Genomic DNA, 12,898 nt, shown 5'->3' with positions numbered 1-12,898 from the left:
TATCCGGTGGTGCTCCAGTCATGGCGACGGAAGTGGGAAAATCTGTCGGCTTACTTCCGCTATCCGGCAAATATCCGTAAGGTTATTTACACCACAAATGTCATCGAATCGGTGCATCGCCAGTTCAGAAAGCTGACGAAAACCAAAGGGGCCTTCCCTGACGAAAACAGTCTGCTGAAGCTGCTTTATCTGGGGCTGATGAACGCACAGGAAAAATGGACAATGCCCATTCAGAGCTGGAATTTGACATTGTCTCAGTTAGCCATTTATTTTGACGGACGTCTGAATAGCGTGATGACGTTGTAGAGTTTTTAACGTGACACAGAATTCTGAACGCTCTCAAAATATCCAATAAAAAAACAAGCATTATTCTAATCCCGACATAATATTTACAGAATATTTCTAAAATTTTATACCCATCATTTATTTAGTTAATTTATGCGTAAAAAAAAACGGGCGCAAAGCACCCGTTTTTTTACTAATTTTGGACTTCTATCTGCGACCAGCCTTTTTTATACATACATGCTTTAACAAGAGTTTTTCTCTGCTCTTCATTCACATCAGTTGTTGTATAAGAGGTGTCAGTTGATTTGTATTTTTTGTCTTTAGACGTATATTTACCAGTTACTATATTATCCGGAGGGAGAGCACGCAAGGATTCTGCCTTACACTCAGTTTCATCTATCTGCTCTGTTCTTTCACTTGCACCCTGTTTTACCCACTTGTATTGTACACATCCAGAGAGAGTAACAATGATGAATAACATCATACACTTATTCAGCATATCAACCATCCTTTTGAAAAAACCTGACAAGAGCTATTTATATAAGATTTAAAAAATCACGAATTATAAAACAACATATTATCATCAAAATTTTTGATAATAATATGTGTGCTGAATAATTGTAATACTCCATGTATCGAAAAGGAAGTAATCTTATGAAATATTTCTATAAAAAATAATTCATAAGATTACATTCATGAAATGAAAATGATTACGATTCTCACTAACAAAAACAATCAAGCAACCGCTGTCAGCTAAATTTATTAGCGACATAACTATTGTGTTCGAATGACATAAACATCCACAAAAAGAAAGGCTGTTCTCAACCCTCTATTAAATCAAATCCCATGACTGCCATCATTTATGTTTAGCCTTTCATGACGCTGATAACTTTTCTCCCTACAAAAATCCAGCGAAGATAGTCGTAGATCCAATTGAATAGTAGGGTGTAAGGGAGAAAGAAAAAAACCAATCCAACTTCTGTCCAAAAAGCTTCTTGTACAGATAAATTTAAAGTAAACATGGCCGCAGGAACTAAAATAATAATAAGTCCGGCTTCGAACATGACCGCATGAAGAGATCGCACAAAAAAATTACGACAAAATTTATATTTCTTCTGAATATTGTCGAAACATTTGTTAAAAATAAAATTCCACCCCGTAGCTGTAAAAGCAGAAATGACTGACAGAAGGCCAGATTGCAGAACTGAAACATTCATTATCCATGCAAGCAAGAAAGCAATGCTTACGTTCGCAACCACTTCAAACAGAACTGCATGAAGAATTCGTTCCTGAACACTTTTGTTAAGTTCAATTTCCATAGGATCATAAGTACGTTGGCGAAACACTTAGTCTATCGCCCACACTTTAACAGATATTAAACATATGATGAATAACTCAAACAGGCTAATTTATCTAACGAATAACCTTCCAGATGGCCCGGATTTTAACACGCTGCTTTGCAGAATATTCGCGACATGCGACGAGAGCTCATTGCCTGGATGCTGAAACGACGGGTTACGCTCAATCGCTTCCTGGAAAATGGCAAATTACCTCTGAGATAATAGCCGCTGTGAACGTGCAATCAGACCCGTGGTGATGGGCTGTAACAATTGGCTCTTCGCGGATTCGGTTGCTGCGGGTGCACGGGCGGGCAGGATAATGGCCTGCCGGAAACAGCGAAGATGAACGGCCTGGAGCCTCATACCTGGCTGAACGATGTACTGAAGCGACTACCATCATTACCGGCAGAATCCCTGCCTGAGTTGCTGTATTTCCTGCACAGTTTCAGCGAATAACTGACTAACTGGCCGGGAATCCTGATGTCGGGAAATACAAACCAGAGACACTAAAACCGACAATGCCCGATGCAATGCGGTTTCCGGAACAGAAACCATCGGCACAGTAACACTCTTGCGAGTTCATCACACTCAGTAAAACCAACTCTGACTCAGCCCCCCGTCAACGACTGCATGCAGGAGTTTCAGGAGAAAGCAGGAAACTCCCGCCTTCCCCGGGTTCCCTTTTCCTGGGCATGTTACCGGACGACCAGAACAGGGCATCTGGCGTGTCTCACCACGGCCGCAGCATTTGAACCTAACAGATAGGTAGAGATATCCGGCCGATGAGAGGCAATGATGATTAAATCTGCATTAATCGAATCGGCAAGCTTGAGGATCTGATCCTTTGGTGATCCGGTTACAACATGGGTCTGAATCTTTTCGGCTGGCAATTTGAATTGCTTAGCAAGCTCGTCCAGTTTTAATAACGCTGCGTGCTGGATTTCTTTCATTTTAGGCATTTCAAGCGAATAGGCCAGACCCAACGATGAGTAATACGGTACCGAGGGTATAACCGTAAGAAAATGCACTTTGGCAGTATTCATCACGGAGTGCGCCTGAACAAAGGGTATGACCTGGCGAGTCAGATCTGTTTCAGAAATATCGATGGGAACCAGAATAGAGTTGTACACTTTCGATCTCCTGTATTATTTTGCCCATCTCAGAATAGTCTCCTTACAATTAAAAAATGTGTACCTACTGCCAAATTTTGATTCCATTTCATTCCTTATCGGAGATGAAACATAGCGAGGCCTATTCCTGCCTGCAAACACACAGCGTTATCGCCGGCTGGGATCCGGTCAGCATTCCGGCGCTCTGGAAGCGTGAAAGCGCGCGTTGGCAATAAAAAAAGCCCGGTACGCCAGGCTGTGTCCCGTAATTGTGCGCGAGTGGCGCTGATGGTCATTTTTACGCAGGGCAAGGCGCGAACGGCGACGTTTGGGGACCCAAATGAGCCGTGAGCAACGCAGTCATGCGTAAAAATGGCCTCAGCCCTTCGGGACGAGTTTAAAAAGCGCGTTCTCTGCGTTGTCGGACTTGAACATAGGCCCACTATGCCCTGCATCCTCCGCCTTGACAACGCGCGTTGTACCCAGCGTCGCCACCACGACCAATTACGGGACACAGCCTAATATCGGGCTTTGACGTAGTGGATAAAAAATTAGAACAGCGCTTTACCCGAAGCGTCCTTGACATTCGCTTTCCAGGCGGCGCGAATCTGGTTGGTTACAGATTCCGGCAACGGAGCATAATCGAGGCTGTTCGCGATCGCATTACCGTTTTTGTAAGACCAGTCGAAGAATTTCAGCACTTCTGCGCCTTTCGCTGCGTCATCCTGTTTTTTGTAGACCAGGATAAAGGTCGTAGAGGCGATCGGCCATGCATCTTTGCCTTTCTGGAAGGTCAGATCCTGGGCGAAAGATTTGCTCCAGTCAGCCCCTTTGGCGCTGTTGCTGAAGCTCTGCTGCGACGGTTCAACCACTTTGCCGTCAGCATCAAACAGTTTAGTCCAGGTCAGGTTGTTCTGTTTGGCATAGGCGTATTCCACATAACCAATAGAACCAGGCAGGCGCTGAACAAAAGCGGCCACGCCATCGTTGCCTTTGCCGCCGAGACCGACCGGCCAGTTAACGGTTGTACCTTTACCGATTTTGCTTGCCCAATCTGAGTTCACTTTAGACAAGTAGCTGGTGAAGACGAATGACGTGCCGGAACCATCTGCACGACGCACAACGTTGATATTGGTGTCCGGCAGTTTTACTTTTGGGTTCAACTTAGTGATTTCCGGATCGTTCCATTTTTTGATGGTGCCCAGGTAGATATCACCCAGAGTTTTACCATCCAGAGTCAACTCGCCTGATTTCACGCCCGGGATGTTCACCGCCAGTACCACGCCGCCAATCACGGTCGGGAACTGGAACAGGCCGTTTTTTGCCAAATCGTCATCGCTCATCGGAGCGTCAGATGCGCCAAAATCAACGGTTTTCGCAATGATCTGTTTGATACCACCAGCAGAACCAATTCCCTGGTAGTTGACCTGAGAACCCACTTGTTTCTGATACTCAGCGGCCCACTTTGCGTATACCGGTGCCGGGAAGGTGCCACCCGCGCCAGTCACATTGGTTGCTGCGAACACGGTAGTCGTAGAAAGCGCAAGTGCTGCGGCCATCAGGCGAACAGATGCATTAAACGTTGCCATAATCTCTCCAAAAACGAAAAAGTTGATAGATTTTTGAATAATTTTGCGGACGAAGGGAAGGATAGAGCGCTTACATGACAATTTTGTGTCATGACAAAAAAATAGAGCAATATCAATCAGCAGAAAAAAAACTCCGGGCATTAGCCCGGAGGAGTGTATGAAAAGCAAAATAAAAATGAAATTAACCTAAGGGTTAAAATGTGCAACCCGGCAATCAAAGATTGGGCGAAGTTGCAGTAGCCGGGGATTATTAGATAGTGAAAAAATCGCAGCTATATGACAAAAGCGCCGAAAGAGTGTAAGCGTATTTTTCTACACATGACCATATGGTTACAATTTTCGACAGCGCTGCACTGACGCTATTTAACATCGCTCGTAAAGCTTTCCATTATGTTATTTCCCGGGCAAAGCTTTGCTTACGCTAGTTAATAAGATGGAAATGAGAGATGAAACGCAATTTCAAAATGAATTTTGGTGGGATGCAGTTCATTTTCAGGCGGGTTCTAATCCGCTACGCACAGTTCATTCCAATAGCTGTAGCGCATCACCAGATGAAAGCGCTCATTTTTCATCGTAAATCCATACAGAAGGGTGATAATCAAGGCCGTAGAGTAGACCGAATGGGATCATCAGCGCCACATGGCGACCAGAATCATATTCCCCCTCCTCCACGTGCACAGGCAGCACAGGAGTACGGCGATCGAACCACTGTTGCAATATTTTCTTCATCCGCGAATGCTCCGGCTAAGGTTGACCTCTTCAGTTAAGCGCAAACGCCTCCATAATCAAAACGAGAATTTTTGCACTGGATTGCCGAAAATCGCATATACCCGGCAGATCATTTTCGCGAACAACTGGCGACATAATTCAACTGGCGTCGATTAGCGAGGGAAAAGCGGAACATCCTGAGGAAACAAGCGTGATTTTCACGGTTACGCAAATCGTTAGACACTTTTTGCTATCCGCCATCTGATACGCTTCATCTATAGGGTGTATTTAGATACACCTTCAAATGTCTGTTTATTGATGATAATGAACTTCATTCCTGAATATAAAAAGGCCCCTGCGCGATCGCAGAGGCAAGGCTGTGTCCGAGCCAGCAAACGTATTAATTAAATACCATACCGCCATCAATCAGCAGAGACTGACCCGTCATATAGTCTGAATCTGGCCCGGCAAGATATGAGACGCAAGCTGCAACATCTTCAGGCTCTGACAAGCGCCCAAGCGTGATGCGTTTAGCGAACTGTTCGGTACCGTAACCGAGCGGTTTGCCCGCGGCTTCAGAAACCTGGCGATCAATTTCGGCCCACATCGGGGTTTTCACAATGCCCGGACAGTAGCCGTTAACCGTAATGCCCAGCGGCGCCAGATCGCGTGCGGCGGTCTGGGTTAACCCGCGTACGGCGAATTTGCTTGAGCTATAAACCGCCAGTTCCGGGTTGCCAACATGCCCGGCCTGCGAGCAGGCATTGATGATTTTGCCGCCGTGTTTTTCCGCTTTAAAAGCGCTGACCGCAGCCTGAATCCCCCAAATAACACCTTTGACGTTGATGTTATAAACTTTATCCACCACTTCCGGGGTGATCGTTTCAATGGGCGTTGAAGGCGCAACACCTGCGTTATTGACGATAACATCAAAGCCTTTTAGCTTGCTTCTGGCCTCTTCCACCGCAGCAAAAACCTGTTCGCGATCGGAAACATCCACTGTCACAGCAATCGCGCTGCCCTGATGGCTATTGATCTCGTCGGCCACGGCTTCGGCGGTGGCGGCGTTATAGTCGGCAACGGCGACAGCAAAACCATCTTTTGCCAGACGCAGCGCAATGGCTTTGCCGATGCCCTGACCGGCTCCGGTCACTAATGCGACTTTTTTCATCACTTCTCCTTGGTTATTCAAAGGATCTGGTTAAGGTTGAGCTGGCCCATCAATAGCGGGTTATCGCTGTAATCCACCGGAATGGCAACAACTGCCGGACCATCTGTATCCATCGCTGCATGCAGGGTCGATTCAAGTTCCGCCGTGCTCTCGACGGCAAAACCTTTTGCGCCAAACGCTTCGGCATAGGCTTTAAAATCCACCGGGCCGAAATTCACCCCGGAAAGACGCTGGTATTTTTTCTCTTCCTGAATTGCCACCATGTTGTAGGCGTTATCCACCCAGATGATGTGCAACACATTCGCGCCGAGACGCACAGCGGTTTCCAGCTCCATGCTGGATTGCAGAAAACCGCCATCGCCGGAAACCGATACCACTTTGCGCCCAGGGTTAACCAGCCAGGCGCCAATCGCCCACGGCAGGGAGACGCCCATCGTCTGTTGACCGTTAGAAATCATCATCTGGCGGGCGCGAAAACTGTAGAGATAACGGGCGATCCAGATGTGAAAACTGCCCATATCAACCGTCAGCGTCACGTCGTTATTCACGATGTCCTGCATCGCCCGTACAATGCGCAGCGGATGAATGGCGAACTGGTTAAGCTGCGTACCTTTGCGGTTGAGCAAATCGCGCTGGTTGCAGCGATCAATCAAAATCTCCGACGCGCGCGGGGTGAGGATTAGCGGTTTTTCAACCTTCGCCGCCAGTTTGTTCAGCGTGCCGGCGATGTCGCCAATCAGCTCAACATCCGGAATATAGTTGCGCTCTTCATAGGCGGGCAGTACATCAATGTGCACCAGTCTGCCGTTACCTGTGTTCCACATCGCAGGTTCATATTCCACCGGGCTGTAGCCAATACAGATAATCAGATCCGCCAGATGCAACAGGCGATCCCCGGCCTGGTTATTGAATAACCCAACGCGCCCGGCGAAACGGCTGAAATGTTGCTGATTAACTGCACCTGCCGCTTGGTAAGTGCTGGTGACCGGAATGTGGCTTTTTTCCAGCAACAGATGCAATGCCTCGATATTCTCCTGTCGGCTGGCCATCAGCCCCAGCAGAAACACCGGATTTTCCGCCGCTGCAATCATTTTTGCCACGTCGCTAATCATCACATCCGGCGCAGCGCCTAACGCGGGAGGCGAGCCGGCAGGCAGGATCGCGCCGCTGGCGGGCTGATCGGCAATATCCTGCGGCAGGCTAACAAAAGCACTGCCTGGTCGCCCCTGCTCTGCGGAACGAAATGCATTTGACACCACTTCGGCAATGGCATCAGAAGAAGAGACTTCCACGGCGTATTTGGTTACCGGGCTAAACATCGCGACAGTATCCATGCTTTGGTGTACCAGTTTGGCTTTGTCGGCGCGTTTAACTGCTCCGCCCAGCGCCACCACCGGATCGCCTTCGCTGTTAGCCGTCGCCATTCCAGTAATAAGGTTGGAGCAACCGGGCCCGGAGGTTACCAGCGCCACGCCCGCCTTGCCGGTAATACGGCCAACCGCACCCGCCATAAAGGCGGCATTGGCTTCGTGACGAACCGGAATTATTTGGATGGATGAATCCAGAAGGGAGTCAAAAACTTTATCGATTTTCGCGCCTGGAATGCCGAAAACCTGTTTAACGCCCTGAGCTTCCAGTTGTTTCACCACCATGTCAGCGCCATGCGCCCACTGCTGCGTATGGTTTTCATTGCTCATTAGTCACTCCTTTGTCCGTGTCTCAGCTCTCTACCGAACGAATTGCGGCATCGAGATTATCCGGGTGCAGATCGGCCTGAAGAAACGCCTCATCCGCGGGCAAATCAACCATCAGTTTGTGAATCTCACCGAAGGTCAACGTGCCGTGATCCAACTGATAATCCAGCAAATGGCCACCGCCGCGTCGATCATCGGTAATAAAGTGTTCGTGATAACCGGCAACATTGATTCCCTGCATATGCTGCGGTGTGCGGAAACCGACCAATACGCCCGCGCGACTGTTAAAGCGAAAGACCGGCTGATCGTCGAGCACGTCGGTCATTGCCCGATAAGGTGGCGTCTGGCGCGGCACGGTGCGGGTGTGCGCGTGGCGAAAATGGCCCTCAATGCGCAGGGCGCAAAAGAGGTTGTCGGAAGGAATCTGTTTATCAATGATCTCGTGCAGTTGTTGTCGGCTGACGGGAGCATCGAACTGCTGGCTGTAGCTCGGCCGGAACCAGGTCATCACGGCGAACGGTGTTTTTTGATCCGGACGCGCCTCCCTGGCGCTGCCATCTGCACGCAACTGATAGACTTCGCTGTTGAAGGCAATCAGTTCGCCATCCAGTTCATTAAACGTGCCGAGTCCAAAGTCTCCGTGATTGAGTAAATCCTTAATCGTGGTATTTCCTTCGTAAACCCCACTTAATAGCGCACTCATTAGCGATGTTTGATATATCACACATTCAGGTTTGCTTTTAGAAAAAGCACGAATTGTTTCACTTAAATTTTCTTTGCAGGAACAATAATTTAGATTAGTCATCCTCTAATACCTCATTGAGTAGACCTTTAGAAAAGCTGATTAAATATTGACTCGCTTCAGCGAGAGATTCCAATATACAAACCATCAAGGTTTGAGATGTTTTCGATATGGAACTTCGTTATCTACGCTATTTTGTCGCTGTTGCGCAGACGCAACATTTCACCCGCGCGGCGGAAATGCTGGGCATGTCACAGCCTCCGCTGAGCCAACAAATTCGCCGTCTTGAGCAGGAAGTAGGGACGCCGTTATTTCACCGTTTAACGCGCGGCGTGGAGCTTACCGAGGCGGGCGAAGCCTTCTACGAGGATGCCTGCCAGATCCTCGCTTTAAGTGATGCCGCGCTGGAAAAAGCCAAAGGCATCGCGCGGGGAATCAACGGCAAACTCTATCTTGGCGTGACCAGTTCTAACGCTTTTCACATCCGCATTTTTGCCGTGCTGCGCCAGTTCCAGCATGACTATCCGCAGGTCACGCTCCATCAGAAAGAGGATAATATGGCGACGCTCATGCAGGAGCTGGATGAAGGGTTGATCGACGTCGCCTTTGTGCGCCTGCCCTGTGAAAACAGCAAAATATTTAATCTGAAATTGATTGATGAAGAGCCGATGCTAATTGCGTTGCACCGTTCACACCCGTTGGCTGATGAAGCCGATCTGTCACTGTCGGAGTTGTGCGACACGCCTTTGGTGCTCTTCCCACAGGCGGTTGCGCCGGGGCTGTACGAACTGATTTACAACGCCTGTTTGCGCGCGGGTATCGATATAAGCCACCCGCAGCAGGCATCACAATTTTCTTCATCGCTGAGCATGGTCAGCGCAGGGTTTGGTTTCGCCATTGTCCCGCAGTCCATGTCCTGCTTTAGTCATCCGCTGGTGACGTTCCACCGCATCAAAGGTGAAGTGTTGAAAACAGACGTGGCGCTGGCGTGGAGAAAATTCGAGCGTTCACCGGCGGTGAGGCGGTTTATTGATAACTTCTGAATGAAAACGCCCGGTTTGAGCCGGGCGCGTGGCGTCTATCTGCGGTGTGTATTGACCACCTGACCAATCCCTTTTCCTTCCAGCGCTTCGTGCGGATCGGCAAAGAAATCGATATTGAAGTACGTATCATCGGTAAGTAATTCAATGTGATGCCAGTATTGCGGTGGGCTGATGCCAAAGTGTCCGGCCTCAATCACCGCTTTCACTTCCGGCGTGGTATCGTGCTCATTGGCAAAACCGAAATACTTCACTGCACCCTGCATTACCGACAACCGCCCATAAACACCCTTTTTCGTATTGTGATGGGTGAGCAGCGCCTGCGGTACCGTTTCTTTCGTCCAGAAAGGCGTGGAGCGGGTATGGCGGAAGTGAGCCGGAATTTGATATGCCATCGTGAACCTCCTGAAGTATCGTATTACCAGCCGCACACATTGGTTTCTTCATCCGATTCGTAGCCACGGACAATGTTAATCAACTCTTTTACCGCATCGGCGGCATTAAGCGGATCTTTCAATGCATCAAGGCTGGGGAATTCTTTATCAACAGAAACACCATTATTATTGTTCGTGACCGTCAGAACATATTCACTGTTATTTTCGCTAAACCCGGAAGTCAGCTCCGCAACCGCTTCTACGGCGACATCCGGTACATATAACGACATCGGCTTCAGCCATATTTTTTCTTTCGACTCACGCTTGCTGGAATGAGAAACCGCTAAAGAATAACCTCTATTTTCAGTCGTCATGATAAATGCCTCACTCTTCTAGCAAAATATTCGGGTCAACATAGAAATCGACGCTGAATATCGTGTCGTCGGTTAATGCTTCAATGTTGTGCCATTTTTCCGGCGGAAAGACGGCAAATTCCCCAGCGTTGATTGTCACAGTTTCCACCGGTTGCGGGCTGGTTTCATCCGCATAGCCGTTATAGCGGATCACCCCTTGTGACACGCTCAATCGCGGGTACACACCCTGCCGGGTACCAGCGTCCAGATGGCGTTTCCAAATAGACGCCGGAGCGGTTTCTTTCGTCCAGAACGGCGTCGTGCGGGTGTGAACATAGTTTGCGGGTATGGCGATACGTTGCATGTTTCATCCTCAAAGTTCTCAGCAAGCTGTACTCACCGGGAGGGGGAAAAGCATATGTTGCATATAATATACCTCTTTTGGAATTTGTGGGAAACTTTTTTGATGGCTATTTCTTGCTAATTCTCTCTACTCAAAAAGAGTTATTGTAAAAAACCATCAACAGGGTGAAAAATAGTCACATTACGGCTTTAAATATAAGGGAAAAGGACAATGAAAAACAAATCAAAACTCAACTCATTCTATTATGGCTTTCCTGTTTTCATGGTCACAACACAAGATAGTGAAGGGGGAAATAATATTTGCACCGCATCCTCATCCATTTCCCTTGGCGAGAAAATCATTATTGGAATAAGCAAGGGGAGCAAAACACATAGTAATTTAGTTGCTGGTTCCGATGCGGTCATCAATATTCCCGATCATACCCAGTGGGAGAAAGTCGAGCAGGTTGGCAGGCTGACCGGCGGCGATACGCTGTCGGAAAACCAGACTAAGAGCCTATCCCAGTAGGCGTAATTGTTGCCGGTGGTTTGGACACGGACAGCGCGGAAAAACCGGAGCGTACACGTAGTACGTGAGGATTTTGAGCACTGCCCAGGGCCAAACCAGCAAATAAAATAGCCTAATGAGATAGGTTCTAAATGGGGCGTGGAAATCTGCCATGATAAATTCGCTAAAGCCGGGCTGACTGCGGAAGCCTCGATTGATGTTGCGCCGCCGCGTATTGCTGAATGCCCAATTCAGGCAGAATGCCGTTTAGTGTCCATCAGCGATAAAGGCCGTTTTATTCTCGCCGAGCTGGATATTGTCAATCTGTGGGTAGAAAACGGCTTATTAAGTGAAAACGGCATTGTCGATTCCACCAAATGGAAGCCGCTTATTTTTAATTTCCGCGAATACGATACTGTTGGGGATGCTCTCGGCTTTAACATTAAATATGGTAACTGATGACGATAATTGCCCCCGTTACCGGAGGCAGTGCCTGAAAATTTACCCCAGCAGGTCAAAAATCGCAGCCAGGCTGTATTGCGCTGCGTTCGCCTTCGAGAGTTGGTAACGTGCGCCGCCCTGCCCGGCACCAGACCAATGGCGGGCGATCACAAAGCAAACACGCGCGCACAGCCGTTAATCTGGATATTGACCTTCATACCCGGCAACCAGCCGGGCCGGGTAACAGTCTGCACGGTAATGTGTTCGTCTGTATGCGCAAAAGCGAGCGTCAGCGTGGAGAGGTAACCGACGAAATCAATATCCACGATGTGCGCCTGCGGCAGCCCCGCAGCGCTATCGCACGGCTCGACGCTGATTTGCTCCGGGCGCAGCATAATGCGCCGCACGCCGGATATTGACGCATTATCAACCGGAATGTCGCCAAGCTGGCAGCGCGCTTTCCCCTGCGCCACGTCGGCTGACAGAATCAGCGCGTCACCTAAAAATAGCGCCGTCTCTTCATCCGCAGGCTGCGAATAGACCTCAAAGGGCGAGCCAATCTGGGCAAAGCGCCCATGGCGGATCACCGCAATCTGACTGGCGAATGACAAAGCTTCTTTCTGATCGTGAGTGACCAGAATCGACGCCACACCCGCCTGAGTAAGTAAATCCGCTGTCGCTTTACGTGTGGCGACACGCAAACCGGTATCAAGCGCGGAGAAAGGTTCATCAAGCAGCATCAGTGACGGTTGCTGTGCCAGTGCACGTGCCAGAGCGACGCGCTGCTGCTGACCACCGGAGATCTCATGCGGCCAGCGCTGGGCCAGTTTACTATCCAGCGACACCATCGCCATTAAAGCCTCCACACGCGCACGCTTCTCATGACGGGATCCGCTCAGCCCCCAGGCAATGTTTTCCCCCACGCGCAGATGCGGGAACAACGCACCTTCTTGCGGAACAAAACCAATTTTACGTTGATGAGCGGGAACAAACTGATCACCAGCAAATAGCGCCCTTCCGCGCATCATAATCTGCCCGCTGTCCGGCCGCTCAAACCCGGCAATCAACCGTAGTAACGTAGTTTTCCCCGAGCCAGACGGGCCAACTATCGCCGTACGGCTGCCGGGTGGAATAAGCAGGTTCACACCGTCCAGCACGCGTGCGGAGCCAAAGCTTTTGGAAATATTGCTCAGTTCTAACAT

15 protein-coding genes and 2 pseudogenes are annotated in these 12,898 nt (G+C 49.1%); 5 read left to right on the top strand and 12 right to left on the bottom strand.

The genetic code is table 11. The features are described from left to right. The coding region (locus GA0061070_RS14395) for a transposase (protein WP_139109770.1) at window positions 1-306 on the top strand (306 nt) is incomplete at its 5' end. A 172-nt stretch (window positions 307-478) separates the two neighbouring features. On the opposite strand, the gene GA0061070_RS14390 is transcribed toward GA0061070_RS14395, so the two are convergent. Beyond that, the gene (locus GA0061070_RS14390; RefSeq protein WP_341844408.1) at window positions 479-793 is read right to left on the bottom strand and encodes a hypothetical protein; all 315 of its coding nucleotides are present in this window, start codon (window positions 791-793) and stop codon (window positions 479-481) included. A gap of 358 nt (window positions 794-1,151) precedes the next feature. Then, complete coding sequence (locus tag GA0061070_RS14385) at window positions 1,152-1,631, bottom strand: PACE efflux transporter (protein ID WP_244153132.1); 480 nt, start codon at window positions 1,629-1,631, stop codon at window positions 1,152-1,154. 144 nt (window positions 1,632-1,775) lie between these two features. Between GA0061070_RS14385 and GA0061070_RS14380 the strand changes: the two are divergent. Then, window positions 1,776-2,081, top strand: a pseudogene (locus GA0061070_RS14380) (IS66 family transposase); the annotation flags it as partial. Window positions 2,082-2,320: 239 nt separating this feature from the next. Here the strand turns inward: GA0061070_RS14380 and uspF are convergent. The 6 genes from uspF to budA form a co-directional block, all read right to left on the bottom strand. After that, complete coding sequence (gene uspF / locus GA0061070_RS14375) at window positions 2,321-2,755, bottom strand: universal stress protein UspF (RefSeq protein ID WP_090136766.1); 435 nt, start codon at window positions 2,753-2,755, stop codon at window positions 2,321-2,323. Between the two features lie 530 nt (window positions 2,756-3,285). Next, complete coding sequence (pstS, locus tag GA0061070_RS14370) at window positions 3,286-4,323, bottom strand: phosphate ABC transporter substrate-binding protein PstS (protein WP_090136765.1); 1,038 nt, start codon at window positions 4,321-4,323, stop codon at window positions 3,286-3,288. Between the two features lie 561 nt (window positions 4,324-4,884). After that, the gene (locus GA0061070_RS25205) at window positions 4,885-5,052 is read right to left on the bottom strand and encodes a hypothetical protein (protein ID WP_167353584.1); all 168 of its coding nucleotides are present in this window, start codon (window positions 5,050-5,052) and stop codon (window positions 4,885-4,887) included. A 379-nt stretch (window positions 5,053-5,431) separates the two neighbouring features. Further along, window positions 5,432-6,202: a (S)-acetoin forming diacetyl reductase gene (locus tag GA0061070_RS14365; protein WP_090136764.1), complete on the bottom strand. Its 771-nt coding sequence runs from the start codon at window positions 6,200-6,202 to the stop codon at window positions 5,432-5,434. Window positions 6,203-6,219: 17 nt separating this feature from the next. Beyond that, entirely contained in the window at window positions 6,220-7,899 is a 1,680-nt protein-coding gene (gene alsS, locus GA0061070_RS14360; RefSeq protein ID WP_090136763.1) for an acetolactate synthase AlsS, read from the bottom strand. A gap of 22 nt (window positions 7,900-7,921) precedes the next feature. Continuing rightward, a complete protein-coding gene (gene budA, locus GA0061070_RS14355) occupies window positions 7,922-8,701 on the bottom strand; it encodes an acetolactate decarboxylase (protein WP_090136762.1) in 780 nt (259 codons plus the stop codon). Between the two features lie 107 nt (window positions 8,702-8,808). On the opposite strand from budA, the gene GA0061070_RS14350 reads away from it, so the two are divergent. Beyond that, complete coding sequence (locus tag GA0061070_RS14350; protein ID WP_090136761.1) at window positions 8,809-9,681, top strand: LysR family transcriptional regulator; 873 nt, start codon at window positions 8,809-8,811, stop codon at window positions 9,679-9,681. A gap of 35 nt (window positions 9,682-9,716) precedes the next feature. Here GA0061070_RS14350 and GA0061070_RS14345 read toward each other — a convergent pair whose 3' ends face one another. From GA0061070_RS14345 to GA0061070_RS14335, 3 genes are read right to left on the bottom strand one after another with little or no spacing between them, the layout of a single operon-like run. Then, on the bottom strand, window positions 9,717-10,073 hold the full coding sequence (locus GA0061070_RS14345; protein ID WP_090136760.1) for a TehB family protein: 357 nt from the start codon (window positions 10,071-10,073) through the stop codon (window positions 9,717-9,719). 23 nt (window positions 10,074-10,096) lie between these two features. Next, window positions 10,097-10,426, bottom strand: a complete 330-nt coding sequence (locus GA0061070_RS14340; protein WP_090136759.1) for a DUF1869 domain-containing protein — start codon at window positions 10,424-10,426, stop codon at window positions 10,097-10,099. Between the two features lie 10 nt (window positions 10,427-10,436). Then, window positions 10,437-10,769 (bottom strand): TehB family protein, encoded by a 333-nt coding sequence (locus GA0061070_RS14335; RefSeq protein ID WP_090136758.1) that lies wholly within the window; start codon window positions 10,767-10,769, stop codon window positions 10,437-10,439. Window positions 10,770-10,979: 210 nt separating this feature from the next. Between GA0061070_RS14335 and GA0061070_RS14330 the strand changes: the two genes are divergently transcribed. After that, window positions 10,980-11,276 carry a flavin reductase family protein gene (locus GA0061070_RS14330; RefSeq protein ID WP_244153125.1) on the top strand — a complete coding sequence of 99 codons (297 nt, stop codon included), beginning with the start codon at window positions 10,980-10,982 and terminating at the stop codon, window positions 11,274-11,276. Window positions 11,277-11,405: 129 nt separating this feature from the next. Beyond that, window positions 11,406-11,714, top strand: a pseudogene (locus GA0061070_RS14320) (flavin reductase); the annotation flags it as partial. Window positions 11,715-11,863: 149 nt separating this feature from the next. Here GA0061070_RS14320 and GA0061070_RS14315 read toward each other — a convergent pair. After that, window positions 11,864-12,898 carry an ABC transporter ATP-binding protein gene (locus tag GA0061070_RS14315; protein ID WP_090136756.1) on the bottom strand — a complete coding sequence of 345 codons (1,035 nt, stop codon included), beginning with the start codon at window positions 12,896-12,898 and terminating at the stop codon, window positions 11,864-11,866.

The organism is Kosakonia oryziphila, from assembly GCF_900094795.1.
Classification (GTDB): domain Bacteria; phylum Pseudomonadota; class Gammaproteobacteria; order Enterobacterales; family Enterobacteriaceae; genus Kosakonia; species Kosakonia oryziphila.
Note: the sequence above shows the minus strand (reverse complement) of the source record. Positions and strands in the feature narration are given on the sequence as shown.